A 26,391-nucleotide genomic window follows, 5' to 3' on the forward strand; every position below is an offset into this window, starting at 1 on the left:
ATTGCGAGCGCAGCGAAGCAATGACGGCGAGGCTTCATTCTTGCTATAGTTCGATTCAGCCCCAGCAACCCGGCGTCGAACAATGCAATCCATCCAATCCCCACCCTCCGTCGCCACCGAACCCTTCTCCGACGCTGGCCTCGCCGTCGCCCGCCTCGAAGAGATCTACGAGCGCAACACGAAGTTCCTGCGCGACCGGTTCGAAGCTTACGTCAACGGCGAGGCAATCACGACGCGGGTGCGGGCCTTCTACCCCTTCGTCCGTGTCACCACCGCGACGCATGCGCGGCTGGATTCGCGTCTCGCCTACGGCTTCGTCGCCCGGCCCGGTGTGCACGAGACCAGCGTCACGCGTCCGGACCTGTTCCGGACCTATCTCACCGAGCAGATCGGACTGTTGATCCAGAACCACGGCGTCCCGGTCGAAATCGGCGAGTCCAGCGAACCGATCCCCGTTCACTTCGCCTATCGCCGCGACATCAACATCGAAGCCGCCATCACCACCAGCGAGAACTCCGCCGTGACGCGATCGCTGCGCGATGCGTTCGACGTGCCTGATCTGGCCACCATGGACGATGCCATCGCCGACGGCACTTTCGAGCTCCAGCCCGGCGCGCCCGAGCCGCTGTCCCTGTTTCGGGCGGCGCGCGTCGACTACTCGCTGCGCCGGCTCTACCACTACACCGGCACGGACCCCGAATATTTCCAGAACTTCGTGATCTTCACCAACTACCAGTTTTATGTCGACGCCTTCGCGCAGCTCTGCCAGCAGCGGCTTCAGGCTGGCGAGGCCGGCCTCGAAGCTTTCGTCGCGCCCGGCAACGTGATCACGCGCAGCGGCGGCGCGGCGACGGGCGTTGCGCCCCCGCGCGCGCCGCAGATGCCGGCCTTCCACCTGGTCGCGCCCGGCTATCGCGGCATCACCCTGATCAACATCGGCACCGGCCCGTCCAACGCGCGCAACGTCACCGACCATGTTGCCGTGCTGCGGCCCCATGCCTGGCTGATGCTCGGCCATTGCGCTGGCCTGCGCAACACGCAGCGGCTCGGCGACTACGTGCTCGCCCATGGCTATGTGCGCGAGGACCATGTGCTCGATCGTGAGTTGCCGCTGTGGGTGCCGATCCCGGCGCTCGCGGAGATGCAGGTGGCGCTCGAGGAGGCGGTCGAGGACGTCACCGGGCTCGAAGGTTTTGAGCTCAAGCGCCTGATGCGCACGGGTACGGTGGCGAGCGTCGACAACCGCAATTGGGAGATCAGCGGGCCCGATGTCATCCGCCGCTTGTCGCAATCGCGCGCGGTTGCACTCGACATGGAATCGGCCGCGATTGCCGCCAACGGCTACCGCTTTCGCGTCCCCTACGGCACGCTGCTGTGCGTCTCCGACAAGCCTCTGCACGGCGAGATCAAGCTCGCAGGCATGGCCAGCGAATTCTACCGCCGCCGCGTCGGCCAGCATCTCGAGATCGGCTTGAAGGCGCTGGAACGGCTCAAGCAGCAGGAATCCGAGCGGCTGCATTCGCGGAAGCTCCGCAGTTTCGCCGAAGTTGCGTTCCAGTAGGACGAAGGTCGCCTTTGCTGCTGACAAGCAGCGGGATTTTCGGCATTTTCGGCGCGGGGGTCGACCGGGACGACTTGATGCCACTCATGCGCGACAGGATCATTGGCCATGATCTCGAACGGCTTGCCTTTCGCTTCACCATGCTGAACGACGGCGAGGTCGTGCAGTGCCAGATCAGCGACGCCGCGATGGACGAGCTTGCGGGCATGCAGGGCACCGAAAGCAGCGCGCGGCAGGCCCAGTTCTTGTCGCTGCGCGAGACCATCGAGCGGCTCGCGTCAGACCTCTACGACGAGGCGCCGCGGGTCAGGGGTCATGTGGTGCGGATCTTTACGCGACATTTGCAGCGGTAGTGTCGCTCCCAGCTGTCAAGCATGATCGCGCTGTGTAGGGTCCTGTCGGCAGTCATGTCGACGATCGTCGGTTCCTCTAAAGCATTCGCTAACCAAACAATCGTTTCGCAGCAATCTTAAGACATGCAAAGCCGGACATTAGACAACCATGAATTGGTTACCCGTAGAGGTTAGGTCACGAACATGGAGCCTCAGAGGCTTGTTTCGACCTTAAAGAAGTCACTATGGGCGCGCGCGAAGCTTGGAGTGCCTCTGTATTTGACGGAGCGCAAAAGAAGACCAACTACGCCCGGGGCTCCGGAATCCAACGGTTTCCTGATTTCATGGCGCCCACCAGTGGTCGCCGATGGGCACGCAAAAATCCCGCACGAGTGATTGCGTGACAAAAGAGATGGTTGGAATCGACGAGATCCGCGGGCCCGGTCATGACGGCAACCCAGACAAGACGCTGCCAAAGAGTTGGCGGCTTGCAATTGCCGTAGCGATCGGATGCGGGCTTGTGGGCCTGGCGCTCCGCTACTTCGCCCGGAAGCACGCGACCGACGACGCGATTCAGCACCTGATCCCCTGGTATGTCTTTGCTCGCGATCACGGAGTCGCTGGGCTGGCCGAAGCCTTTACCAACTATACGCCGTTCTACAGCTACCTCCTGCTGATTGCCGCCCGATTTGATTGGCTAGGCCAGCCACTTTCCCTCGTGAAAGCGATCTCGGCAGTATTCGAGTTGGGCTGCGCGATCGTTGTGGCCCAGATCGTCTGGCGAGCTACAAAGCTGCCATTGCGCGCCTCCCTGGCCTTCTGCGCTATTTGGCTTGCACCGACGGTGATCTTCAACGGCGCAGTGTGGGCGGAGAGTGATTCGATCTGGACCTTCTTCACGCTGGTTTCCGTAGCGCTGTTCATGCGGGACCGAAACGGCGTTGCGTCATTTGCGATGGCCTTTTCGGTGAAGGCTCAGGGCGTGTTCCTGGGACCCTTCGTGCTCGGCATGATTCTACGCCGCAGGATCCACCTGGCATGGCTGGCCACTGTTCCCGGGATCTATGTGATCCTCACCATTCCGGTTCTCGTCGCCGGCAGATCCCTGGTCTCCGTGTTCGCGGTCTATTTGGATCAAGCTCACACCTTCGATCGCCTCACCATGAACGCAGCGAACATCTGGGTGTTGGCCGGGGGAATGCCGTACGCGATCGGGGTTGCCGTCGGCATGGTGCTCGCGGCGGCGAGCGGGCTCGCCTTGTCGCTCTTCATCGCGCGCTCTCAACGGGCAGGGCCGGAGTTTATTCTGCTCGCCGCATGTGTATCGCTGATGCTCATGCCGTATCTGCTCCCGAAGATGCACGAGCGGTACTTCTACGCGTTCGAGCTTGCGTCGATCGCTCTGGCCTGCCTCAACCCGCGCTATTTGCCCTTCGCCGTGATTGCTCAGGTCGACGGCGTGTTATCCTATCTCGCGTTCGAAAGCGGAATCGTCCTGGGCGTGCTGCCGGCGGCACTCTGCAACAGCCTTCTCGTGTACTACCTCGTGCTTGATCTTTGGCGCGGCGAACGTGGATTTCGCTTTCCGAGGCTTGCCTGGCTCGGATTTGGCGTGTCGACCGCGGGATTGTTCTCCTATCTGGTCTTCGAAGGACCCGGTTGGAACATATCCCCCGTGTACCTGCTCACCACGGGTCTCGTCACAGCTGCGACGCTGCTGCTCCTGAAAGAGTCGCATCGCGACTTGGCCGACAGCCCGGACCGGTTGCCTCAACTCCAACGCTAGGGCAATCGGCCTGTCTCCGGCTCCGATTTTTCGGGGTGAATTCCGGAGTCCCGCCTCATCCAGCAATCAGCTGTCGAACATGATCACGCTGCGCAGCGTCTTGCCGGCTTTCATGTTGGCAAAACCTTCGTTGATCTCGGAGAGCTTCAGCTTGGCCGAGATCCAGTCCTCCAGGTGCAGCCGGCCGCGCAGGTAGAAATCCACCAGCCGTGGCATGTCGACCCGAAAATGGTTCGAGCCCATCGAGGAGCCCTGGATCCTGCGCTCGCGCAGGAAGTCGAAGCCATGCAGCTCGATCTTCTGGCCGAACGGAATCATGCCGACGATGGTGGCCGTGCCGCCCGAAGCGAGCATGCCGAAGGCCTGCTCGGCGGTCTCCTTGCGGCCGAGCACCTCGAAGGAATGATGCACGCCGCCATTGGTGAGATCGCGCACCTGCTTCACGACGTCGCCGTCTGCCGGGTTGATGATGTCGGTGGCGCCCAGCTTGGTCGCGAGCTGGAGCTTGGCCGGATTGGTGTCGATGGCAATGATGCGGCCGGCGCCTGCGATCTGCGCGCCGTTGATCGCAGCCATGCCGACACCGCCGCACCCGATCACGGCCACTGTCTCGCCGGCCGTCACCTTCGCCGTGTTCACGACCGCGCCGTAGCCCGTGATGACGCCACAGCCGATCAGCGCCGCAAGATCGAGCGGCATCTCCTTGCGGATTTTGACGATCGCGTTCTCGTGCACCAGCATCTGCTCGGCGAAGGACGAGAGGTTGAGGAACTGATGCAGCTTCTCGGAGCGGGCCCATTGCATCCGATTGGAAACTCCCGGCAGCAGTTTTACCGTGGTGTCGGTGCAGAGCACCGTGCGGCCCGTGGTGCAATTGTCGCAGGTGCCGCAGAACACGGACAGGCAAGTGACGACATGGTCGCCCGGTTTCACATAGGTGACGTCGGAGCCGACCTGTTCGACGATTCCGGCCGATTCGTGCCCAAGCACCGCTGGCAGCGGATGCGGATAAAGGCCTTCCATGAAGTGCAGGTCGGAGTGGCAGAGACCTGCGACCGACGTCCGGATCAGAACCTCGCGCGGGCCGGGCTTCGGCAGGCTGACATCCTCGATGACCAGGGGCTTGTTGACTTCATGGAGGACGGCGGCCTTCATCGAGCACTCCCTATCGCTTTTTTTGCTTTGAACGCGGATGCAGCCTACGCCGCCAAGACCAGTTCGCCAACCTCGCTGATATCCGCTGCGCGATCGCCGAGCAGCAGCGCGGCGATCTTCTGCTGCACGGCATTTTCCGCCAGCCGGAACGGATCGCTCGGCGACACCCGGTGATCGATCACCAGCCGCGACAACAACAGCCTTCGCGCATCACCACGCATGTCGTGAATACGATGTGCCTCCCAGGCGAGCGCGACGGCACTGGCGACATGATAGAGCAGGCTGGTGGCGCGGCGCGCATCGGCCTCGTTGTCGGCCTTTCCCGCGACCTCGCGTGCGAAGCCGACCGCGCGATCGGTGAGAGTGCGCAGCCGGTCGCGCCAGGCCTGCGGCACCGAGAGGCTGTCATCGAGGCGGGCGTGCAGATCGGCCGCGAGCGCGGATTCGGCGCCGTGGCGGCCGACGGCGCGCTTGAGCGCATCGATCGCGACGATGTTGCCGGTGCCTTCCCAAATCGAACCGAGATGCGCGTCGCGCAGCAGGCGGGCGGTCGCGAATTCCTCGATATAGCCGATGCCGCCGCGCATCTCGAGCGCATCGCCACAGACCTTTCGCGCATCACGCGTGGCGCGGAATTTCAAGGTCGGGGTCAAGATACGCAGCAGTGCGGCGGCATCCTGGCTGCCGGCCTCGGCACGGTCGAGCGCGTCGGCGGTGAGAAAGCTCATCGACAGTGCCTGCTCGACCGGCAGCATGATCTTCAGCATCTGGCGCCGTCCGAGCGGCAGGTCGATGATGCGGTTGCCGAACACGACGCGGTTCTTCGCCACCGTCATCGCGTCATGATAGGCGCGGCGCATCAGCGCGGTGGATTTGACGCCATTTGAAAGCCGCGACGAGTTCACCATCTCGGCCATCTGCACGAAGCCGCGGTCGAGCTTGCCGACCGCGTAGGCGATCGCGCCTTCGAGCTTGATCTCACCCGAGGCCATCGAGCGCGTGCCGAGCTTGTCCTTCAGGCGCACGATCCGGTAATGATTCTGCGAACCATCGTCGAGGAAGCGCGGCATCAGGAACAGGCCGACTCCGCGCGTGCCGGGGCCGGCGCCTTCGGGGCGCGCCAGCAGCATCACGACTTTCGCGTCGGCGTTCGAGCAGAACCATTTTTCGCCAGTGAGGCGCCAATGGTCGCCCTCCTGCACGGCCGTCGTGGTCAGCGTGCCGACGTCGGAGCCGCCTTCCTTTTCGGTCATGAACTGGCCGCCTTGCGTCAGCTTGCTCATGTCGGTCTGGGTCAAACCGTCCAGATATTTCGCCTTCAGCGCCTCGCTGCCGAAATTCGCCAGCAGCTTGGCGCAGCCGTCGGTGACGTTGATCGGGCAGCCCATGCCGAATTCGGTCTGGTTGAACAGGAAGGTGAAAGCGTGTTTCGCCACGACTGGATATTTGTCCGGCCAGCCCATGATGCCCTTGCGGATCGAGAGCGCGTGGATGCCGAACTCGCCGAAGGCCGCCTTCTCCAGCTCGCGATAGGCCGGATGGTATTCGATCCACTGCACGTCGCGGCCGAACTTGTCGCGCTGGTGCAGCACCGGCGTGTGCCGGTCGGCGAGCCGCGCGCAGTCGTCGAGCGTGCCACCGGCCAGTTCACCCAGGCGATCGAGATGCGGCTCGATGTGGCGGAATAGCGTCTCCGGCAGATGGATGCGCAGGAGATCGGTGAGCGCCTGATCGGCGCGGTAGAAGTTCATGCCGGTGGTATCGGGCGCCAGCAGTCCGGATTGCTCGGCCGCGACCTGTTTTGGCTGCGCGGGGGCCGGCTGTCGCATGATCGTCCTCTTCGTTTCCGCCTTGCGGGCATTTTGCGCTGATTTGGCGCTTGCCGCTTGGGATGATGTCGATCATGCTCCAGTCACGAAAGCGGATAAAGCCGCAAATTGTCAGGGAGGCATGATCGCCGCGAGGGAGCAATTCGCCCTGCGGAATTGTGATCGTCCCGGGTGGTCGTCCGCGCGGACCGTGCATAGATCAGCGGCTTCCCGTCTTCGAGAGATCACGCCATGGAACACCCCAAATACAAGATCGCGCTCATCGTCGGCGCCGGCGAAGGCCTGAGCGCCTCGCTGGCGCGGCTATTGTCCGCCCAGGGCATCCGCGTCGCACTGGCCGCGCGAAAAATCGAGAAGCTTGGCGCGCTCTGCAGCGAGACCGGCGCCAAGGCCTATGCCTGCAACGCCACCGAGCCCGAGGAGGTCGAGCGCCTGTTTGGCCTCGTCGAACGCGAGATCGGCACGCCTGACGTTGTCGTCTACAACGCCAGCGGCCGAACGCGCGGGCCGTTCGTCGATCTCGTTCCGGCCGACGTGGCGCAGGCGATCGCGGTCAGCGCCTATGGCGGCTTCCTGGTGGCGCAGCAGGCGGCCAAGCGCATGCTGCCGAACAAGCATGGTGCGATCCTGTTCACCGGCGCTTCGGCAAGCGTCAAGGGTTATGCGCAGTCGGCCCCGTTCGCGATGGGCAAGTTCGCACTGCGCGGGCTCGCCCAGAGCATGGCGCGCGAATTGTCGCCGCAAGGCATCCATGTCGCGCATTTCGTGATCGACGGCGGCATCAAGAGCGCAGCGCGCACGGAAGCTCCGGAGAAGCCGGATTCGATGCTCGATCCCGATGCCATCGCGGAGAGCTACTGGAACGTGTTGCAGCAGCGGCGCAGCGCCTGGAGCTGGGAGCTTGAGCTGCGGCCCTGGGTGGAGAAGTTTTGAGGCGATAATTTCAAAGCAACGGCTGCCGTAGGGTGGGCAAAGGCGCGCAGTGCCGTGCCCACCATCAATGACGAAACAAAAAATGGTGGGCACGCTTCGCTTTGCCCACCCTACAAGGGCGGGAATCATGACCACGGAAACCACCATCGACACCGGCACCAATGAACTGCTCTGCGTGATCCGTGATCGTGTCGCATTGATCACGCTGAACCGGCCCGAGGCGCGCAACTCGCTGTCGGACGCGCTGACCCCGGCGCTGCGCACGATGATCCGCTCCTGCGGCGAGAGACCCGATGTCGGCGCGCTGCTGATCACCGGCGCGGGCGAAGCGTTCTGCGCCGGCGGCAACGTCAAGGGCATGGGCGCGCATCGCGACCCGAAGAAGCTGGAGATGTCGCTGGAAGATCGCATCGCCGATCTCCAGGAGCGGCAGCGACTGCTCACCGGCGCGCTGGTGTCGGTGCGCAAGCCGACCATCGCGGCACTGCCGGGGCCGGCGGTCGGCGCGGGTCTCGCCATCGCCATGGCCTGCGACATCCGCATTGCCGCGCAATCGGCCTTCCTGGCCACCGGCTATGCGCGCATTGCGCTCAGCGGCGACTACGGCATCGCGTGGCTGTTGACGCGGCTCGTCGGCACCGCGCGGGCGCGCGAGCTGCTGTTCACCGGCGACCGGGTCGACGCCGTCAGGTGCGAGGCCATCGGCCTCGTCAACCGCGTGGTGCCCGACGACAAATTGCAGGCAGAGGCCTTCGCACTCGCGAAATCCCTCGCCGAAGGTCCGCGCCTCGCGCTGCGCTACATGAAGGACAATCTCGACGAGGCCCTGCTGTTCGATTTCGAGACCGCGCGCGACCACGAGGCCGAACGTCTGGTCCGCCTGACCACGACCGCCGATCACAAGGAAGCGGTGCAGGCCTTCATCGAGAAGCGCAAGGCGGTGTTCACTGGGAAGTAGGCGGGAATCAGTAGCCCGGATGGAGCGAAGCGTAATCCGGGAAAGTCCGCGCGTGCGGAAAGACTCCCGGATTGCGCTTCGCTCCATCCGGGCTACACGACAACGGTTGCATAAGGCAAAAAAATGCCCGGCTCTGGTTTAGCCAGGCCGGGCTCGAGTGGTGTCAGGCCGAGGCTGAGGGGCTATCGGCCTGACGGGAAAGGGCGACGAGACGCCAGCTCGCGCAGGGAATGTCTTTCGGCGCGACGGAGATCTCCTTGTCGAAGCGCACCAGCTTCCAGTCGTCAGGATGGTTGACGAAGGCGAAGCCGGATTTGCGCGCGAGCGAAATCATGGCCGCGTTGGAGCGAAGCGTGTCGCCGAACATGTGGTCGGCGCCAAGCGCGGCCGCGCGGCATTCGAGATTCTTCATGAGCACGGTGGCGATGCCGTGGCCCTGCCAGCGGTCGGCAACCGACAGGCCGAATTCAAGCGTCGCGGTTTCGGCATGCAGCGCGTAGCGCGCTTCGGCGACGAAGGTCTCGAAGCCGTCGACCATCATGGTCGCGACCACGGTAAAACGCTCACGCTCGCCGACCTGAAGGAAGTCGTGGAGCAGGCCCTGCGGCAGTTCGCTGATCGCGCCGAAGAAGCGGTTGTAGCGGGACCGCGTCGAGAGCGAGCGAAAATAGTGCTGGAGCTCCTCGGTGTCGCGCGGTTCGACGAAGCGAACATCAAGCGGCTCGCCGTGCCGAATACGCAGCGTGTCCGAATATTGCTTCAAATCTTTCAGGCGAAGAGTGCTCATGACACACGCCCCCAAGGGGACCTAAAGAGGAAGGGACCGCCGGCGCCCCTGTGATCAGGCGGCGCCGGCCTGGCGGCCAATCAGGCCCGCCAGAAGGGTTTATCGGCCTCATAGGCCACGTCGCTCCAGGACAGCCCGACGTCCTGAAGGTCACGCGCGGACCAGTTGGCGAACTCCCGCCGGGTCCGGTAGCGCTCGTGCCAGACGTGAAGGGTCTCGGCGATCTGATGGATCAGGCCGGGCGCATGATGATTTGTCATCGAATTCTGGGTCAAAGTAGACATATTAAGCTCCTGGAGCTATGTTGGACGCTAATATCTGCTTCTTGGTGCGCTGCGACAAACGACAATTTGTACCCTTTCGTATGAAATAACGTCATGTATCCTGCTGCCAGATGACTGCCAGATTGCCCTCCCTGAACGGATTGCGGGCCTTTGAGGCCGCCGCGCGTCATCTCAGCTTCACGCTGGCGGCGGCGGAGCTGAACGTGACCCAGACCGCGATCAGCCATCAGATCCGCAGGCTCGAGGAGGAGCTCGGGATCCGCTTGTTCGTCCGGCAGAACCGCGCGCTGGCGCTGACGCCGGAGGCGCGCGACTATTTGCCGGGCGTCCGCGCCGCCTTCAACGACCTCCGCCTCGCCACCGACCGGCTGCTGCGCAAGGACGACGACAAGGTGCTGACGGTCTCGACGCTGGCCTCGCTTGCAGCAAAATGGCTGCTGCCGCGGCTGACCGATTTCCAGGAGCACCATCCCGGCATCGACGTCCGCATCACCACCTCGACAAGCCTCGTCGACTTCCAGCGCGACAATGTCGATGCCGCGATCCGCTATGGGCGCGGCCAGTGGCCGGGCTTGCGCGCCGACTGGCTGATGGCGGACGAGCTGTTTCCGGTCTGTAGCCCGTCTCTGCTGCGTGGCGACAAGCCGTTGCGCTGTCCCGAGGACCTCAAGAGCCACATGCTGCTGCACACCTCCAATGCCAACAGCGACGATTGGCGGCTGTGGTTGACGGCGGCGGGTCAGCCGGCCGACATCGCCAGGCAGCCCGGCATCACCTTCGACATGATCTTCATGACCATCCAGGCCGCGATCGACGGCATCGGCGTGGCGATGGGGCGGACCTCCTACGTCCAGGACGACATCGCCAAGGGCCGGCTCGTCGTTCCCTTCAAGATCGCCCTGCCGGCCGATGCCGGCTTCTACCTGGTTGCGCCGGAGGGCCGCCGGGAGGCGCCGAAGCTCACCGCGTTCCGCGACTGGATGATCGCTGCAACGCAGAATAAAGCCTGAAAAATCATCAGCTTCCGCGGTAAAATCGATTGACTCGCCGCGCCCCGCGCGAGAGGGGTAAGACAGATTGTCGCAGCAGCAATCGGTCGCCTTGCCGTGGAAATGAGTTCCGGCGTGGCCGCGTCTTCAGGGGAGTAACGCCATGGCTGGACCAGCAGCATCAACCAATCCGCCCGAGATCAAGTCGCGCATCGGCGCGATCCTGCGCGCAACGAGCGGCAATTTCCTCGAGCAGTTCGACTTCTTCCTGTTCGGCTTCTATGCCGCCGCCATCGGCAAGGCGTTCTTCCCGTCCAGCAACGAGACCGCGTCGTTGCTCAACACCTTCGGCGTGTTCTGGCTCGGCGCGTTGATGCGTCCGGTCGGCGCGATCGTGCTCGGCGCCTATATCGACCGGATTGGCCGCCGCAAGGGCCTGATCGTCACGCTCGGCATCATGGCCGTCGGCACCGTCGTCATCGCGTTTTGCCCGAGCTATGCCACTATCGGCATCGCCGCGCCGGTCATCGTGCTGATCGGCCGCCTGCTGCAGGGCTTCTCCGCCGGCGTCGAGCTCGGCGGCGTGTCGGTCTATTTGTCGGAGATTTCGACGCCCGGCAATCGCGGCTTCTACACCTCGTTCCAGTCCTCGAGCCAGCAGGTCGCGATCTTCGTGGCCTCGATCCTCGGCTACCTCCTCTCCGAGGTGATGCCGGCCGACACGGTGGCCGCATGGGGCTGGCGCATTCCGTTCTTCGTCGGCTGCCTGATCATTCCCCTGATCTTCTTCCTGCGGCGGACGCTCGAGGAGACGCCGGCCTTCCTCGCCATGAAGAAGCATCCGACGGCAAGCGAGGTCTTCGCCTCCGCGCTCGCCAACTGGCGCATCGTCCTCCTCGGCATGATGATCGCGGTCCTGACCACGACGACGTTCTACTTCGTCACGGTGTACACGCCGACGTTCGGCAAGACCGTGCTGAAGCTGTCGAGCCAGGATGCGCTGCTGGTGACGCTGCTGGTCGCCGTGACCAACTTCTTCTGGAATCCGGTCGGCGGTGCATTGTCCGACCGCATCGGCCGCAAGCCGGTGCTGATCGCCATCGCCTGCCTGTCGCTGGTCACGGCCTATCCGGCGCTGCACTGGCTGGTGGCGGCGCCGACCTTCGGCAAGCTGCTCGCCGTCGAGATGATGTTCTCGTTCTATTTCGGCGTCTACAGCGGCACCATGCTCGGCGCATTGGTCGAGATCGTGCCGGCGCATGTCCGCACCACCTGCTTCTCGCTCGCCTTCGCGCTCGCGGCCGCCCTGTTCGGCACCTTCACGCCGTTCGCCTCGACCCTGCTGATCGAGCACACCGGCGACAAGGCCTCGCCCGGCTACTGGCTGATGCTGGCGGCGCTGCTCGGCATCATCGCGGCCTCGGTCGTGTATCGCGGCGGCGGCAAGGCGGTGCCGACGTATGATGCGGTGGTGGAGCCGGTGGCGGGACATTAGGACGGTGTCATTCCGGAGCGCGCTCTTCCTTCCCCTCTCCCCGTAAGAACGGGGCGAGGGAGCGCACTGCCAGTGCAGCTTAAAGCTCCACCACGACGTAGTCGCTCTCGACCTTCACCGTGACAGTCTCGGCGACATACGGCCCCTTCACGACAGCCGTACCCGGCTCGACATGGGCCGGGTAGGCCTTCACGCGGAAGCGGCGGGGGTCGCAGTAGGACTGGCCGGTGCGGATGTCGAACTCCCAGCCATGCCAGGGGCAGCGGATGATCTCGCCGAGTTTGGTATATTCGATCTCACCCGGATCATTCGATTGCGCGAGCCCGATCAGCGGTCCCTCGCACAGCGCCGCGCCCTGATGCGGGCAGCGGTTCATCAGGCCGAAATATTCACCCTTGATGTTGAAGATTGCGATCGGCCGTCCGTCGATCTCCAGAAATTTTCGCGTGCCGGGCGGAAGCTCGTCGACCGCGGCAATCACATGCCGCGCCATCAACTGATCCCGTACAGTGCACGCGCATTGCCGAGATAAAACGCCTCGCGATCGGTCTCGCTGACGCCCGCGGGCAGCACGCGCGAGGGCTCGTCGTAATCCCAATGCGGGTAGTCGGTCGCGAACAGCAGCCGATCCCAGCCGATCCACTTGATGACGTCGATCAGATCCTCGCGTCGCTCCGGATCCTCCATCGGCTGCGTCGTCCACCACACCTGCTCGCGGATATATTCCGACGGCGGCCGTTTGACATGCGGCACCTCGCTCCGCAGCCGCTGCCAGACCTTGTCGAGCCGCCACGCCAGTGACGGCGCCCAGCCGAAGCCGGCCTCGATCATCACCATCTTCAATTTCGGGAAGCGCTCGAACACGCCCTCCAGCACGAGGCTCGCGAGCGCCGATTGCTGGCACTGCGAGTGGCCGACCATCTCCTCGATGTAATAGGACGGCCAGCCCGACGGCGTGATCGGGTTGCCGCCGAAGCCGAAGGCGTGGACGCCGACGGGAAGGCCGGCCTCTTCCGCGGCCTGATAGATCGGCCAGTAGCGGCGCTGGCCGAGCGGCTCGACGTTGCGGCTGAGCAGCAGCACCTGCACGAAATTCTTGTCGCCGGCGCGCTCGCGGATTTCGGCGGCGGCCGACAGCCCATCCTCATTGCCGACGACGATGGACGCCTTCAGCCGCTTGTCCTTGCTGGTCCATTTGTCGATCTGCCAGTCGTTGATCGCCGAGCACAAAGCGGCCGAGAGCTCGTGGTTGCGGATGCCCTGGCCGGTGTTGAGCGGATTGAGCACGCCGAGCTGCACGTTGTTGGGATCGAGCAGCTGCTTCTGCATGAAGGACAGCGATGAGCCCTGCGGCCCGCCTTCCGGCGGATAGGCGTCGCGGCGGGAGGCGTTGGGCTGGGCTTTCGGATAGGGCGGACCTTCCATCATGCCCTGATAGGCATGGACGCCGTAGACTTCGAGATGATGCTGCCAGCGTTTGGCCAGATAGGGATAGAGCTCGGCGCGGGTCGCGCGTGCCGGATGGATGTCGCAGTCCGCGATCGCGGTTTTGACGGTCAGAGGGGAAGCGGCTTCGGAGCTTTCGCGGAACTGAAGATTCATCGCCTTGCCTCCTTTGGCAGCGGGCTTAAGTCAGGCGGGGATAGGTTGCATGCGGATTATCGATCATGATCTTGCGCACGAGATCGGGGGTGAGACCTGCGGGCAGCGCCTCCTGGCCGTCGAACTGCCAGTGCGGATAGTCGGTGGAGAATAGGACCAATTCGTCCGACTGCATATGATCAAACAGGCGAATTAATGTCGCCTCGTCCGGCGGCGCATCGAATGGCTGCAACGAGAAGCGGATGTTGCTGCGCACAATCTCCATCGGCGCGCGGTCGACCCACGGCGTCTCCATCCGCACCCCGCGCCAGAACTTGTGCAGGCGCCAGAGAAAGGGCGAGATCCAGGAGACGCCGGATTCCAGCATCACCATCTTCAGGCGCGGATATTTGGCGAACACGCCCTCGACGATCAGGCTGGTGAGCTGGGTCTGGAACGCCTGGGCCTGACCGGCATAATCCTCGATGTGGTAGGAACCCCAGCCCACGGCGGTCGGCGGATTGTGATAGGCGGAACCGGCATGAATGCCGATCGGCAGTTCCAGCCGTTCTGCCGCCTCGTAGATCGGCCATAGCGCGCGCTTGCCGAGCGGCGTGTCGCCCATCACCAGCATCAGCACCTGCACGAAGCGGCGATCGCTCGCGCAGCGCTCGATCTCGGCGACGGCCTTCTCGATGCTTTGGGTGGGGATCACGATCGAGCCGCGCAGCCGCGGATCGCGATCGAGCCATTCCTTAGCGAGCCACTCGTTCAGCGCGCGACAGAAGGCAGCCTGCAAATCTTCCGAAAACACCATCTGCACGCCGTAGAGCGGGTTGCAGATGGCATGCTTGAGCTCGAAGGGATCGAGCACATGGCGCTGCATGTCCGCCAGGCTTTCGCCCGGCTTGCCGCTTTCGGGGCGCCAGTCGGGCCGCGCCGTGATCGGCGAGTTCTGCGGGTAGGATTGCGAGATGAGATCGACCATGCCGCGCGTCGTCACCTGATCGCGCCAATAGTCGTTCAGGTACGGCAGCAGGCTGGTCAGATGCGGCACGGCCGGATGCACATCGCAATCCACCCCGCCGGCGATCAGGGACGCCATGACGTCTCCTTCACGTTTCCTCGTCACGTCTTCTCGCGGGCGGCGCTTGGCCGCTCCGCTTCTTGACCGCCATTCAAGCAGGCCTGCCCGTTGGGTGCAACTCGGCCAACAGCGCTGTCATATGCTAGAAAGGCCGAGCTCGGTTGCGAAGGTATAAGGGGTCAAGGAATGAAAGAGCTCGTCGGCATTGCGGAACAGGTCGCAGCAAAACTGATCGTCCGCAGACAGACCATTGCCGTGGCGGAATCCTCGACCGGCGGCCTGATCTCGGCCAGCCTGCTCGCGGTGCCCGGCGCGTCCGCCTATTTCCTCGGCGGCGCCGTGGTCTACACCCGCGATGCCAGGCGCGTGCTGATGGATATTTCCGACGAAGGAATGAAGGGCTTTCGTTCCTCGTCGGAGCCCTACGCGCAACTGCTGGCCGAGCAGATGCGCAGCCGCTTCAACTGCGACTGGGGCCTGTCCGAGACCGGCGCCGCCGGTCCCACCGGCAATCGCTACGGCGATGCGGCGGGCCACAGCTGCATGGCGGTCGCCGGGCCCGCAGTTGAGGTGATGACACTGGAGACGGGCAGCAACGACCGCTTCGCCAATATGCAGATGTTTGCGGCGACGGCGCTGAAATTGCTGCTGAAGAATTTGGAGCGGTGACCTCGCGACCTCCGAATATTTGGATGTCCTGGAGAATGCGCGGGTGCGATGCGCCTGCTACCGCGACACGTGCGCCGACACAGCCAGCCACGTCTCGCCTCTCTTCGCCCAGCAATCGGTATAGCGCCCGGTGGCCTGCTGGCCGTCCGCACTGGTGTAGCTCGTCGCCGCGTGGATGATGGCGAAATCGCCCATGATGCGGATGACGACGTCGTGCTCTCGGAGATTCCGGATCGCAATCGGCCGCGCCGTCTGCTTCAGGAAGGCCTCGCGATCGACCAGCGTCTTGTCGGGATTGGAGCAGTAGAACTCCGGCGCCAAAATCTCGTCGAAGCGCTTGACGTCGCAATTCTGCACGGAGGCGACATAGTCGCGGTTGAGCGCGGCGAGCTGTTCGAGGTCGTTGCTCATGAGGTTTCTCTCAGTCATTGAACAAGGGCGGCGGCACGAACCCGCCGAACTCGCGTTCGATCAGCTCGGCGAGCTTCAGCGGCGTGCGGTCCTCGAGGAAGGGCCCGATGATTTGCACGCCGACCGGCAGGCCGGCCTTCGACAGACCGAGCGGAACAGCCGTTGCCGGCAGGCCCGTCAGCGTGGCGATGCCGGGCCAGGCAAGCTGGTCCGGATAGGCAAAGTCCTTGCCGTCGATGTTGATCCGGCGCGCCTCCTGCTGCGGCGAATGATCATGCGGATAGGCCGGCGTGGGCATGATCGGGCAGATCACCGCATCGAATGTCCTGAACAAGTGCCGCCATTGCGCGCGCAGGCCGGCGCGAGCGCCCTCGTCGAACACCCAGGCCTGGTGTGTGCTGGTCATGCCGCGCAGCCGCTCGGCAGACAGGCTCTTGTCCTCTGGCGAGAGCTGCGCCGCGCCGGCACGCGCACCGGCGAGAATGTCCGGCGGAAGGAAGGCGCCGAGAAAGCCCATCAGCATGCGCATGTAGAGGCGAGAGGCATCCGTGAAGTCGGGAAACAGCGGGCTTTCGCGCGATATGCTCGCACCGGCGCGCGACAATTGGTCCGCCAGCTTCTCGATCGCGCAGCGAATGTCGGCATTTGCCGGCAGCAACGGGTGGCTGTCGATCACCAGCACGCGGAAATCCTTCAGCTCGCGGTGTCGCGCCTCCGGCAGCGCAAGCTTGTATCCGATGCCCAGGTCCAACGGATCGGGGCCTGCCATCACGTCCAGGAGCAGGAGCAGATCGGTCGCACTCCGCGCCATCGGACCGATCACCGCCATATCGCGCTCCATCGGGATGGCTGGAAATGGCGGCGGCGTGTGGCCACGCGTTGGGCAGAGATTGTAGGTCGGCTTGTGCGCATAGACCCCGCAATGGAAGGCGGGCACGCGCAGCGAGCCGCCGATGTCGGACCCGAGCGAGAGTGGTCCGTAGCCTGCCGCGAGCGCCGCGGACGAGCCGCCCGACGAGCCACCCGGCGTGCGGCCGAGATCGAATGGATTGTTCGTCGTGCCGTAGATCTCGTTGTAGCTCTGCCAATCCCCGAGCCCAACGGGCACGTTGGTCTTGCCGAGGATGACGCCACCGGCACCCTTCACCCGCGTGATCGACAGCGCGTCCTCCGCCGGCTTGAAATCCTTCTGCGGCGTCCAGCCCCAGGTCGTGGGCAGGCCGGCGACGTTGTAGGATTCCTTCACCGTGACGGGGAGGCCGAGCAGCGGCTTCCGCTCGCCGCGCGCCAATGCGGCGTCCGCCTCGCGCGCGGCGCCAAGCGCGCGATCAAAATCCCGGACGCAGATCGCATTGACCTTGCCGTCGTGACGTTCGATGCGGTCGATCGCATCCTGGGTGAGCTCGACCGCGGAAACCTTCTTCGCGCTCAACGCGGCCGACAGCTCGACCGCGCTCTTGAAGCTCCATTCCGACCTGGCCACGGCATGCTCCTGCTCTTATTGCCCGGAGGATGATGCGCAGTTTGGCGGAATGCCGCAACGGCTGTTTGATCGCGATTGATATGCTGGATGCGGACCGCCTACGCCGCGCCGATCAATATTCCTACGGCGAGTACTATCGCGCCGCCGAGCACGATCTGGAACACGGCCTGGAGGAACGGCGTGTCCATGTAGCGTGAGCGGATAAAGGCGATCGCCCACAACTCGAAGAACACGACAATTCCGGCGATTCCCGTCGCGATCCAGAATGCGTTGGCCCAGCTATCGGGCACGAGATAGGGCAGGGTGTGCCCAAGCCCGCCGAGCGTCGTCATCAAGCCGCAGGTGAGACCGCGCAGCCAGGGCGAACCACGACCGGTCAGCGAGCCGTCGTCGGACAGCGCTTCCGCAAAACCCATGCTGATGCCGGCGCCGATCGAGGCGGCGAGGCCGACCAGAAATGTTTGCCAGTTCTGATGCGTGGCGAAGGCTGCGGCGAACAGCGGCGCCAGCGTCGAGACGGAGCCATCCATCAGGCCGGCGAGACCTGGCTGCACATATTGCAGCACGAACATGCGCCGGTTGGTGCGGTCTTCCTCGGCGCGCACGTCTGAACTCAGGATCTGGTCCGTCAGCTTCGCCGCCACCTCTTCGTGGCCTTTCTCGGCTTCGGCCAGATCGCCGAGCAGGCGGCGCACGCCGACATCCTGCGCCTGTTCGGCGGCCTTCACGTAAAAGCGCTCAGCCTGCAATTCCATTGTCTCGACTTCCCTGCGGATGGTGTCGAGCGGCAGGTTTTTGGTGAGCCAGACCGGACGGCGGCGCAGGAAGCCTTTGACGTCCTCGCGGCGGATCGGGGGCAAATGCGGACCGAAGCGCTGCTCGTACATTTCCAGCAGCATGTGGCGATGGCCGCGCTCTTCCTCGGCCATCTGCTCGAAGATCTTGGCGGAGTCCGGATAGCGCTCCTTCAGGTCTTCGGCGAAGCTCATGTAGATGCGGCTGTCCTCCTCCTCGGAGGAGATCGCGACCGCAAGCACCTCGCGCTCGGTCAGATCGGCAAAATTCTTCACGGCGGCCCTGTCTCATCAGTTTAGAATAATTCTAAACTATATAGGGCGCCGGGGTTCCCGGGTCAAATCACGCCGCGGCTCTTCGCCAGGAAATCGAGCAGCAGGCGGCTTACCTCGGCCGGCTGCTCCTGCTGCACCCAGTGACCGGCGCCGTCGACGAGGTGGCAGCCGAGCAGCTTCGTGCAGGTCCGCGCCTGCATCGCCTCGAACACGCCGGGGCGCTGGTAGGTGCCCCAATCCTGCTTGCCGGAGATGAAGCAGGAGGGGACGTCGATGTTGCGGCCGGCCAACAACTGGAGCTGGCTGTTGAATGCGCCCGACGTGCCACAGCGGTACCATTGCAAGCCGCCCTGGAATCCGGTGCGGCCATATTCGGCGCTGTAATAGGCGAGCTCGCGGTCGGGCAGCCATCGATTGGCAGCGATCGCGGCCGGCGAGGGCATCTCCTTCGCGACCGTCTCGGCCATGGTCTCGTTCAGGTCCATCACATAATAGGTCGGCAGCTTCGCCAGCTCGTTCGCCGACCAGGATTTCAGCGGGTACGGCCTGTTGTCGGTCCAATCCGCGCTCTTGTGATGATAGTAGGCGCGCAGGAAATCGTGCACGCCTTGCGGCGCGCGGTGCAAGTCTGCATTCGCCGGGCGCGTCGCATAGTACCACTGATAATGCTTGCGCGGACGCGGCAAGGCGGCGAGCTCGCGATGCACGGGGTCTTCGGCCGGTGGCTTTGCCGGCGTGTCGATCGTGTTGAACGGCAGCGGCGGCGCTCCGCCGAACGGCGCACTCATCATCGCCACCGAACGAAACACGTCGGGCCGCATCAGAGCGCACCAGGCCGCGACCGGGCTGCCGTAATCATGTCCGACCACATCGACCTGCCTGTAACCGAATGCCGACACCAGCCCGAGTGCATCCCGCACCAGGTTGAAGAGCGAAAACGGCGTGAGATCGCCGTCGTACTCCGCGCTCCATCCCGTCGTCCGGCCATAGCCGCGCTGGTCCGGGGCGATCACGTGATAGCCGGCCGAGCTAAGCGCCGGCATCACCTTGCGCCAGGAGAAGGCGAGCTCGGGAAAGCCGTGCAGCAGCAGGATGCAGGGCCGGCCCTTGGTCTCGAAGCCGGCCTCCAGCACATGCATGCGCAAGCCGTTGATTCCGTCGACATAGCGTGAGCGGATGCCGGCGGGGAGCGGGATGTCGGGGAGCGTGGTCATCGTTTCCTCCACTCGGGTGGAATCGTAGGGTGGGCAAAGGCGCGCGCTTCGCGCGCCGTGCCCACCCTTCTTCAACGCGTCTGGCACGGTGGGCACGCTTCGCTTTGCCCACCCTACAATTGCGGCATCTCGTTAAACCGCCGCGCAAATAAACCCGCTGCCCTTGCGCCGGATCTTGCCCACCGACGGTGACGGGAAATGCGCGGTGCAGCACAGCGTATCGGTGTCGCAATAGCGCTCCAGAAAACTGCGGCGCGTGGTTGCCGCCTTCGCCTGATCGACGTCGAACTTGATCGACAGTTCCGGATAAAGCGTCTGCAACGGCGAATGCATGAGGTCGCCAGAGAACACGGCATCGTCCTTGCCACGGCCCATGGTCACAGCGATATGGCCGGGCGTGTGACCGGGCGTCGGCAGGATGCGGACGTGATCGCCGATCTGGTGGTCGTTGCCGACGAGCTCGTGGCGTTTGGCCTCGACCACCGGCAGCACGCTGTCCACGAAGGGCGGAATCTCCGTCTTCGCATTCTGCTCCGACCAATGGTCGAATTCCTGCTTGGCAAAGACGTAGCGCGCGTTGGGGAAGGTCGGCACCCAGCGGCCGTTCTCCAGCCGCGTATTCCAGCCGACATGGTCGACATGCAGATGCGTGCACATCACGAAGTCGATGTCGTCGACCGTGAACCCGGCGGCGTTGAGGCCGCGCAGGTAGGTGTCGTCGGTCTTCATGTTCCATTTCGGCCGCTGCGGCCGTGGCTTGTCGTTGCCGATGCAGCTGTCGACCAGAATGGTGTGATGCGGCGTCTTGATCACGTAGGACTGGAAGCACAGCATCAATGTGTCGCTGTCATCCAGGGCTTTCGCCTCCCTCATCCACGCCCGGTTCTCGGCCAGCAGCTCCGGTGTCAACCCCGGCAACATCTCCAGTGCCGGCACGAACGAGGTTTCCTGTTCGACGACGCGATGGATGGTGAGGTCGCCGACCGAGTATTTAAGGCTCATGAGGACTCCCCAGATTTAAGCCGCGGGCGGCACCGAGATCTTGACCGAGGGCCGTTCCAGCATCTTCTGGTGGAAGGCGTCGAGCTTCGGATAGGCCTTGCGCCAGCCGCAATCGGCGAAGCGGAAGTCGGCATAACCGAGCACGCAAACGAGGCCGATCTGCGAGATGTCGAACGGGCCGTTCAGCACTTCGGGCATGTTCTCGAACCGCGCCATGCCGGTCCAGGCCCGATTCCAATGGTCGTCCGACCACGCCTGCCATTGCAGGCCCTGCGGCCGCACCATCTTCTCGTAGCGGCACAGCAGCATGGAATCGAGCATGCCGTTGATCAGGGAATGATTGGTCTTGGCCTTCCAGCGCCGCGGACCGTAATCGGGGATCAGGCTGCCGCCGGCCATCTCGTTGAGATATTCGACGATGACGTAAGAGTCCAGGATGACATCGCCGTCATTGGTGATCAGCACCGGCAGCTTCTTCAGCGGCGTGATGCGCGAATAGTCCTCGTTGACCGTGCCGGGCGCGACGGTCGCCGGCGTCAGCTCGATCTTGTCGATCAGCCCGAGCTCGATCGCGGCGATGCGCACCTTGCGGGCGAAGGGCGAGGCGGGGGAGAAGGTGAGCTTCATGGGAAATAACCTCTATCCAGACAGACGGTCCTCATCCTGAGGAGCGCGCCCCTTGGCGCGCGTCTCGAAGGATGGACAACGAGGGATATTCTCTCGTCACCCGGCGCGAACGTCGGGTGACCGTGGTCTTGGCGCACCCTTCGAGACGCGCGCGTTGCGCGCTCCTCAGGATGAGGACCGAGGGGCTTACGCCGCGACGATCTCCTGGCGCTGCTCGCCGAGGCCCTCGATGCCGAGCGTGATGACGTCGCCGACATTGAGGAAGGTCGGCGGCTTCATGCCGAGGCCGACGCCCGGCGGGGTGCCGGTCGTGATGATGTCGCCCGGCAGCAGCGTCATGAACTGCGAGACATAGGAGATGCACTTGGCCATCGAGAAGATCATGGTCTTGGTCGAGCCGGTCTGGCGGCGCTGGCCGTTGACGTCGAGCCACATCGGCAGGTTCTGCACGTCCTTGATCTCGTCCTTGGTGGCGAGCCAGGGGCCGAGCGGTCCGAACGTGTCGTGCGACTTGCCCTTGGTCCACTGACCCAGGCGCTCGATCTGGAAGGCGCGCTCGGAGACGTCGTTGCAGACGCAGTAGCCGGCGACGTGGTTGAGCGCGTCGGCTTCCGAGACGTATTTTGCGCGGGTGCCGATGATCGCGGCGATCTCGACCTCCCAGTCAAGCTTGGTCGAGCCGCGCGGCTTCTCGACGGCGTCGTTCGGGCCGGACAGCGAGGTGTTGGCCTTCATGAAAATGATCGGCTCGCTCGGGATCTCCGCGCCGGTCTCCTTGGCATGGTCGCTGTAGTTGAGGCCGATCGCCACGAATTTCGACATGCCGGTGACGGGGGCGCCGAACCGCGGCTTGCCGGAGACGGCGGGCAGCGAGGCGGGATCGAGCGCCGCCAGCTTCTTCAGGCTGTCGGGCGAATAGGCCTCGCCGGTCAGGTCCTTCACATGCGCCGACAGGTCGCGCAATTGGCCGGATTTGTCGATCAGGCCGGGCTTTTCCGCACCCTTCTCGCCATAACGAACAAGCTTCATTCTCGTTTCTCCCTGGAATGGACCGATCGGTTGAACAGCTTCATGGAACAGGGCGGCGGGAAATTCAACCGCCCAAAGAGAGGCGCATTGCAGCCCTCTCAATTCGGGAGGTGCCTCCGTGTCCCGGACGCGGTGCAGCCTAGGCGATGCGTAGCATCGTCCGGCAACGCTGCTCAGCCGGGGCACGAGACCTAGTCCAGCGCCTCGAACCTGAACGCGTCCCCATCCCGCCTGATATGCCCGGCCGAAAAATGCCCGCCGATCACCAGCGTCGGGGTGTCGGCAAACCGGCCGAACAATTGGCGGCGCGTCGCGGCAGATTGGCTCTGATCGGAATCCGCGGTCGAGGACCAGCCGGGATGCGCCATCTGGCAGGGATGATGGGCGACATCGCCCGTCAGCAGTCCCTGCTCGCCGTCCGACTGGATCAAAATGCTCATATGCCCGGGGCTGTGGCCGGGGGTCGGGATCATGCTGATCTCGTCGCTTAGCCGGTGGTCGCCCGGGATCAACTCGGCCCGGTCGGCATCGACGATCGGCTTCACGGAATCGCCAAATACGGCCTGCTTGTCCGACTCGGTGGAATGGTCGCGCCAATGCTCATACTCGGTCTTGCCGAAGACATAACGCGCGTTGGGGAAGGTTGGCACCCATTTGCCGCCGACCAGCTTCGTGTTCCAGCCGACATGATCGACGTGAAGATGCGTGCACAGCACGGTGTCGATGCTCTCGGGCGGAAAGCCCGCCGCAATCATCGTCTCCAGGAACGGTGTGGTGCGATTGTTCCAGGTCGGGACGTTGCGGCCCTGCTTGTCGTTGCCAAGTCCAGTATCGACCACGATGCGGCGCGAGGGGGTCTCCACCACCAGCGAATGGATCGACATCTTCAGCCGGCCTTCTTCGGTGGCGAAATGTGGGATCAGCCAGGGCAGCTTCCGGATTTCATCGTTGGTCGCTGCCGGCAGGATGAAGCGGGTTGAACCGACCGTCTCCATTTCGACGATTTTCGTGATCCTGACCTTGCCGACTGTCCACTGCATCCGGATCCCCGACGTTCTTGCTTTGGGCGGAACATGCCCACTTTCCGCCATCTGGCGCAATGGATCATCTGACGCGGTGCGGCGTTATCGCGGGAACCCCAGGGAAAGCCAAAGGGCCAGCCATGCCAGAGCCAGACATGCCAGAGCTTGCAATTTCCGCGGAGAAGATCGCCTTCATCATCGAGAAGGCGCGTGAATTCGACGTCAAGCAGGCGGATTCCGATCCGGATTCCGGCTCGAATGCGACTGATGACGATGCAGTCGACGTCCTCGAGGATGACGGCTCCGATCCGGTCGTCAACGAACTCGGAAGTTTCATCGTCGCCATGAACGAGGACGAGCAGATCGATCTCGTCACGCTGACCTGGCTCGGCCGCGGCGACGGCACGATCGACGACTGGAACGATTTGCGCGCACGCGCCGTGGAGGCGCGCGCCGAGTATCGCAGTCCCCGGCGCGAAACGGCGCATTATCTGCTCGGTGAACCGATGCTGGGTGATCTGCTCGCCGACGGGCTCGACGAATTCGGCATCGACTGGACCGACGAGCGGATCACCGCCGATTCCTCCGGTCCCAGCGAGCGGGAGGAGGACGAGATCACGAAGCAGCGATGATCTCGTCAGGGTGATCTCTCCCCGCAGGAACGGGGAGAGAGAGCGAAGCAGCCTTACAGCGTGCCGGGGAAGGCACCGCCGTCGAGCAAAAGGTTCTGTCCGGTGATGAAGCCGGCTCTGCTGCCGCACAGGAAGGCGCAGGCATAGCCGAACTCGTCGGGGTCGCCGAAGCGGCCCGCGGGATTGAGCTTGGCGCGCTCGGCCAGAACCTGGTCCGGCGTGATGCCGCGCTTCTCGGATTCCCCCTTCGCGGTGCTGCGCAGGCGGTCGGTCTCGAACGGGCCCGGCAACAGGCCGTTGATGGTGACGTTGTTGATCACGGTCTTGCGCGACAGGCCGGCGATGAAGCCGGTGAGGCCGGCGCGCGCGCCGTTGGAGAGACCGAGAATGTCGATCGGCGCCTTCACCGCGGCCGAGGTGATGTTGACGATGCGGCCGAACTTGCGCGCCATCATGCCGTCCACGGTCGATTTGATCAGCTCGATCGGGGTCAGCATGTTGGCGTCGATCGCCTTGATCCAGTCGTCGCGGGTCCAGTTGCGGAAATCGCCGGGCGGCGGTCCGCCGGCATTGTTGATCAGGATATCGGGCTCGGGGCAGGCCTTCAGCACGGCCTCGCGGCCCGCCGGCGTCGTGATGTCGCCGACGATCTCGGTGACCGTCACATCAGGATAGGCCTTGCGGATGTCGTCGGCCGTCTTCTTCAGGGCCTCGGCGCCGCGCGCCGTCAGCGTGACGTGAACGCCGGCCTCGGCCAGCGAGATGGCGCAGGCGCGGCCGAGGCCCTTGCTGGATGCGCAGACGATGGCGCGGCGACCTTTGATCCCAAGATCCACTGTTTCACTCCCGTAATGTCAGGCAGGTTTTTAGAGCCGCTACTCTAGCCAACCTTGGCGCCGCTGATAAGGGACGGGCTCGCATCAAAATGCATGCGCGCTCGCGCGGCGATGCAAATGTGCGGGCATGATCCGGACCCGAGGGGCGCGTTAGCGAAAAGTGTGCAGCGGTTTTCCGAAAAGATCATGCCCATACAATGAGCTAGATGTGCCGCTCCTGCTTGAGGCGGTCGATCGCGGCGGCCGCCTCGGGCGGCAGCGACTTGAAGCCCATCTGGCCGACCGTCGAGAACAGCGGCCGCAGATGCGAACCGGCGAGAAACGGCGGCTGGTGGTTGGCCGGCACGATCTGGTCGAACACCAGCACCAGCGTGGTGGCGACGAGGCCGACCCTGATGGCGCCGAGTGCGGCGCCGCCGAGCCGGTCGCCGATGCCGGCCTCGCGGATCGTCTCGCTCAGCGCCAGCCGGCCGATATATCCAAACAGCATGCCGACCACCACGAAGATGCCGAAGAACCAGATCCAGTTCTGCAGCATCGGCGAATTCGGATTGCCCGCGACCTGCGGGACGATCAGCGGCATCAGCGCGACGGCGATGGGGGCGGCGAGGAGATAGGCGAGGATCGTCATGGCGCTGCCGAGCAGGCCGGTCCTGAAACCGAAGCCGATCGCGATTGCGAGCGCCGCATAGACGGTGAGATCGAAACTGTTCATATGCGGGAGCCTGCCATGGAACGAGTGAACGCAGAACCGATCATTCCGGTTTCAGATCGTTAAAATCGTCTGTATTGATGGCTGCAAGCTCAGGGATCGCGCCCAGGGAAAGCGTCAAGGAAATTGTCATGTCAGACCTGTTCGACGTCAGTCAGGAAACCATCCTCGTCACAGGTGCGAGCCAGGGCCTGGGGCGGCAATTTGCCAGGGTGTTGGCGGCGCATGGCGCGGCCGTCGCGCTCGCGGCGCGGCAGACCGACAAGCTGAAGAGCCTGGAAGACGAAATCCGCGGCAAGGGCGGCCGTGCCGCCGCCGTCGCGCTCGACGTCACCGACACCGCATCGATCGCCAGGGCGGTCGATGCCGCGGAAGCCGCGCTCGGCCCGGTCACGGTGCTGATCAACAATGCCGGCATCGCGATCGAAAAGCTCGCGACCGAGCAGACCGAGGCCGATTGGGACGCGGTGATCGGCGCCAATCTCAAGGGCGCCTATTTCCTTGCGACCGAGATCGCGCGCCGCATGATCGCGCGCAAGCAGGAAGGCAATATCGTCAACATCGCGTCCGTGCTCGGCACCGGCGTGCTGAAGGCGGTGTCGCCTTACGCGATCTCCAAGGCCGGCATCATCCAGGCGACCAGGGCGATGGCGCTGGAGCTCGCGGGGCAGAACATCCGCATCAACGCGCTGGCACCCGGCTACATCGACACCGAGATGAACCATGCGTTCTGGTCGACGCCGCCGGGCGAGCGCCTGACCAAGCGCATCCCGCAGCGCCGCATCGGCGCCGAGTCCGATCTCGACGGCGCGATTTTGCTGCTGGCCTCGAAGGCCTCGCGGTACATGACGGGGAGCGTGGTGACCGTGGACGGTGGGTTCTTGTTGAATTGAATCGTGCTGCCGTC

At 64.1% G+C, this 26,391-nt stretch carries 27 protein-coding genes; 10 read left to right on the top strand and 17 right to left on the bottom strand.

What is annotated here, in order from left to right; all coding sequences use genetic code 11:
* The first annotated feature begins 82 nt into the window (after positions 1 to 82).
* The 3 genes from JQ591_RS02235 to JQ591_RS02245 all read left to right on the top strand — a co-directional run bounded on the left by JQ591_RS02235 (position 83) and on the right by JQ591_RS02245 (position 3,679).
* A complete protein-coding gene (locus JQ591_RS02235) occupies positions 83 to 1,561 on the top strand; it encodes an AMP nucleosidase (protein ID WP_211394423.1) in 1,479 nt (492 codons plus the stop codon).
* Positions 1,562 to 1,638: 77 nt separating this feature from the next.
* Entirely contained in the window at positions 1,639 to 1,914 is a 276-nt protein-coding gene (locus JQ591_RS02240) for a DUF1488 family protein (protein WP_026233404.1), read from the top strand.
* 379 nt (positions 1,915 to 2,293) lie between these two features.
* Positions 2,294 to 3,679 carry a hypothetical protein gene (locus JQ591_RS02245; RefSeq protein ID WP_211394424.1) on the top strand — a complete coding sequence of 462 codons (1,386 nt, stop codon included), beginning with the start codon at positions 2,294 to 2,296 and terminating at the stop codon, positions 3,677 to 3,679.
* A gap of 66 nt (positions 3,680 to 3,745) precedes the next feature.
* Here JQ591_RS02245 and JQ591_RS02250 read toward each other — a convergent pair whose 3' ends face one another.
* Positions 3,746 to 4,834, bottom strand: a complete 1,089-nt coding sequence (locus JQ591_RS02250; RefSeq protein WP_211394425.1) for a Zn-dependent alcohol dehydrogenase — start codon at positions 4,832 to 4,834, stop codon at positions 3,746 to 3,748.
* 44 nt (positions 4,835 to 4,878) lie between these two features.
* Positions 4,879 to 6,663: an acyl-CoA dehydrogenase family protein gene (locus JQ591_RS02255; protein ID WP_211394426.1), complete on the bottom strand. Its 1,785-nt coding sequence runs from the start codon at positions 6,661 to 6,663 to the stop codon at positions 4,879 to 4,881.
* A 231-nt stretch (positions 6,664 to 6,894) separates the two neighbouring features.
* Between JQ591_RS02255 and JQ591_RS02260 the strand changes: the two genes are divergently transcribed.
* Both JQ591_RS02260 and JQ591_RS02265 read left to right on the top strand, forming a co-directional pair.
* Positions 6,895 to 7,596, top strand: a complete 702-nt coding sequence (locus JQ591_RS02260) for an SDR family NAD(P)-dependent oxidoreductase (RefSeq protein ID WP_211394427.1) — start codon at positions 6,895 to 6,897, stop codon at positions 7,594 to 7,596.
* Between the two features lie 127 nt (positions 7,597 to 7,723).
* A complete protein-coding gene (locus tag JQ591_RS02265; protein WP_211394428.1) occupies positions 7,724 to 8,554 on the top strand; it encodes an enoyl-CoA hydratase in 831 nt (276 codons plus the stop codon).
* 163 nt (positions 8,555 to 8,717) lie between these two features.
* On the opposite strand, the gene JQ591_RS02270 is transcribed toward JQ591_RS02265, so the two are convergent.
* Positions 8,718 to 9,341, bottom strand: coding sequence for a GNAT family N-acetyltransferase (locus JQ591_RS02270; protein WP_211394429.1), 624 nt, complete (start codon positions 9,339 to 9,341; stop codon positions 8,718 to 8,720).
* 80 nt (positions 9,342 to 9,421) lie between these two features.
* Positions 9,422 to 9,625: a DUF1127 domain-containing protein gene (locus JQ591_RS02275; protein ID WP_211394430.1), complete on the bottom strand. Its 204-nt coding sequence runs from the start codon at positions 9,623 to 9,625 to the stop codon at positions 9,422 to 9,424.
* A gap of 110 nt (positions 9,626 to 9,735) precedes the next feature.
* Here JQ591_RS02275 and JQ591_RS02280 point away from each other — a divergent pair, with 110 nt between their 5' ends.
* Positions 9,736 to 10,635 (top strand): transcriptional regulator GcvA, encoded by a 900-nt coding sequence (locus JQ591_RS02280; protein WP_211394431.1) that lies wholly within the window; start codon positions 9,736 to 9,738, stop codon positions 10,633 to 10,635.
* A gap of 142 nt (positions 10,636 to 10,777) precedes the next feature.
* A complete protein-coding gene (locus tag JQ591_RS02285; RefSeq protein WP_211394432.1) occupies positions 10,778 to 12,109 on the top strand; it encodes an MFS transporter in 1,332 nt (443 codons plus the stop codon).
* A gap of 79 nt (positions 12,110 to 12,188) precedes the next feature.
* On the opposite strand, the gene JQ591_RS02290 is transcribed toward JQ591_RS02285, so the two are convergent.
* From JQ591_RS02290 to JQ591_RS02300, 3 genes are read right to left on the bottom strand one after another with little or no spacing between them, the layout of a single operon-like run.
* On the bottom strand, positions 12,189 to 12,602 hold the full coding sequence (locus JQ591_RS02290; RefSeq protein ID WP_106941735.1) for a Rieske (2Fe-2S) protein: 414 nt from the start codon (positions 12,600 to 12,602) through the stop codon (positions 12,189 to 12,191).
* Entirely contained in the window at positions 12,602 to 13,711 is a 1,110-nt protein-coding gene (locus JQ591_RS02295) for an amidohydrolase family protein (RefSeq protein WP_211394433.1), read from the bottom strand. The genes JQ591_RS02290 and JQ591_RS02295 overlap by 1 nt, the downstream gene beginning before the upstream one ends.
* Positions 13,712 to 13,736: 25 nt before the next feature.
* Positions 13,737 to 14,795 carry an amidohydrolase family protein gene (locus JQ591_RS02300; RefSeq protein ID WP_211394434.1) on the bottom strand — a complete coding sequence of 353 codons (1,059 nt, stop codon included), beginning with the start codon at positions 14,793 to 14,795 and terminating at the stop codon, positions 13,737 to 13,739.
* A 168-nt stretch (positions 14,796 to 14,963) separates the two neighbouring features.
* Here JQ591_RS02300 and JQ591_RS02305 point away from each other — a divergent pair, with 168 nt between their 5' ends.
* Positions 14,964 to 15,446 (top strand): CinA family protein, encoded by a 483-nt coding sequence (locus tag JQ591_RS02305; protein ID WP_211394435.1) that lies wholly within the window; start codon positions 14,964 to 14,966, stop codon positions 15,444 to 15,446.
* 57 nt (positions 15,447 to 15,503) lie between these two features.
* Here the strand turns inward: JQ591_RS02305 and JQ591_RS02310 are convergent, their stop codons facing one another.
* The 8 genes from JQ591_RS02310 to JQ591_RS02345 form a co-directional block, all read right to left on the bottom strand.
* Positions 15,504 to 15,857 (bottom strand): nuclear transport factor 2 family protein, encoded by a 354-nt coding sequence (locus tag JQ591_RS02310; RefSeq protein WP_211394436.1) that lies wholly within the window; start codon positions 15,855 to 15,857, stop codon positions 15,504 to 15,506.
* 10 nt (positions 15,858 to 15,867) lie between these two features.
* The gene (locus JQ591_RS02315) at positions 15,868 to 17,340 is read right to left on the bottom strand and encodes an amidase (protein ID WP_211394437.1); all 1,473 of its coding nucleotides are present in this window, start codon (positions 17,338 to 17,340) and stop codon (positions 15,868 to 15,870) included.
* A gap of 98 nt (positions 17,341 to 17,438) precedes the next feature.
* Complete coding sequence (gene mbfA / locus JQ591_RS02320) at positions 17,439 to 18,410, bottom strand: iron exporter MbfA (protein WP_211394438.1); 972 nt, start codon at positions 18,408 to 18,410, stop codon at positions 17,439 to 17,441.
* A gap of 62 nt (positions 18,411 to 18,472) precedes the next feature.
* Positions 18,473 to 19,624 carry an alpha/beta hydrolase gene (locus JQ591_RS02325; RefSeq protein WP_211394439.1) on the bottom strand — a complete coding sequence of 384 codons (1,152 nt, stop codon included), beginning with the start codon at positions 19,622 to 19,624 and terminating at the stop codon, positions 18,473 to 18,475.
* Between the two features lie 132 nt (positions 19,625 to 19,756).
* Positions 19,757 to 20,626, bottom strand: a complete 870-nt coding sequence (locus tag JQ591_RS02330) for an MBL fold metallo-hydrolase (RefSeq protein WP_211394440.1) — start codon at positions 20,624 to 20,626, stop codon at positions 19,757 to 19,759.
* Between the two features lie 15 nt (positions 20,627 to 20,641).
* Positions 20,642 to 21,253 (bottom strand): glutathione S-transferase family protein, encoded by a 612-nt coding sequence (locus JQ591_RS02335; protein ID WP_211394441.1) that lies wholly within the window; start codon positions 21,251 to 21,253, stop codon positions 20,642 to 20,644.
* 186 nt (positions 21,254 to 21,439) lie between these two features.
* Positions 21,440 to 22,282, bottom strand: coding sequence for a fumarylacetoacetate hydrolase family protein (locus JQ591_RS02340; protein ID WP_211394442.1), 843 nt, complete (start codon positions 22,280 to 22,282; stop codon positions 21,440 to 21,442).
* Between the two features lie 191 nt (positions 22,283 to 22,473).
* On the bottom strand, positions 22,474 to 23,322 hold the full coding sequence (locus JQ591_RS02345) for an MBL fold metallo-hydrolase (RefSeq protein WP_211394443.1): 849 nt from the start codon (positions 23,320 to 23,322) through the stop codon (positions 22,474 to 22,476).
* 137 nt (positions 23,323 to 23,459) lie between these two features.
* Here JQ591_RS02345 and JQ591_RS02350 point away from each other — a divergent pair, with 137 nt between their 5' ends.
* Positions 23,460 to 23,936 carry a DUF3775 domain-containing protein gene (locus JQ591_RS02350; RefSeq protein WP_211394444.1) on the top strand — a complete coding sequence of 159 codons (477 nt, stop codon included), beginning with the start codon at positions 23,460 to 23,462 and terminating at the stop codon, positions 23,934 to 23,936.
* A 53-nt stretch (positions 23,937 to 23,989) separates the two neighbouring features.
* On the opposite strand, the gene JQ591_RS02355 is transcribed toward JQ591_RS02350, so the two are convergent.
* Both JQ591_RS02355 and JQ591_RS02360 read right to left on the bottom strand, forming a co-directional pair.
* Positions 23,990 to 24,772 (bottom strand): SDR family oxidoreductase, encoded by a 783-nt coding sequence (locus JQ591_RS02355; protein WP_027570121.1) that lies wholly within the window; start codon positions 24,770 to 24,772, stop codon positions 23,990 to 23,992.
* A gap of 202 nt (positions 24,773 to 24,974) precedes the next feature.
* The gene (locus tag JQ591_RS02360) at positions 24,975 to 25,487 is read right to left on the bottom strand and encodes a CvpA family protein (RefSeq protein WP_211394445.1); all 513 of its coding nucleotides are present in this window, start codon (positions 25,485 to 25,487) and stop codon (positions 24,975 to 24,977) included.
* A gap of 128 nt (positions 25,488 to 25,615) precedes the next feature.
* Between JQ591_RS02360 and JQ591_RS02365 the strand changes: the two genes are divergently transcribed.
* A complete protein-coding gene (locus JQ591_RS02365) occupies positions 25,616 to 26,377 on the top strand; it encodes an SDR family oxidoreductase (protein ID WP_211394446.1) in 762 nt (253 codons plus the stop codon).
* The last annotated feature ends 14 nt before the right edge of the window (positions 26,378 to 26,391 follow it).

It is taken from the genome of Bradyrhizobium canariense (genome assembly GCF_018130465.1).
Taxonomy (GTDB): Bacteria; Pseudomonadota; Alphaproteobacteria; order Rhizobiales; family Xanthobacteraceae; genus Bradyrhizobium; species Bradyrhizobium canariense_C.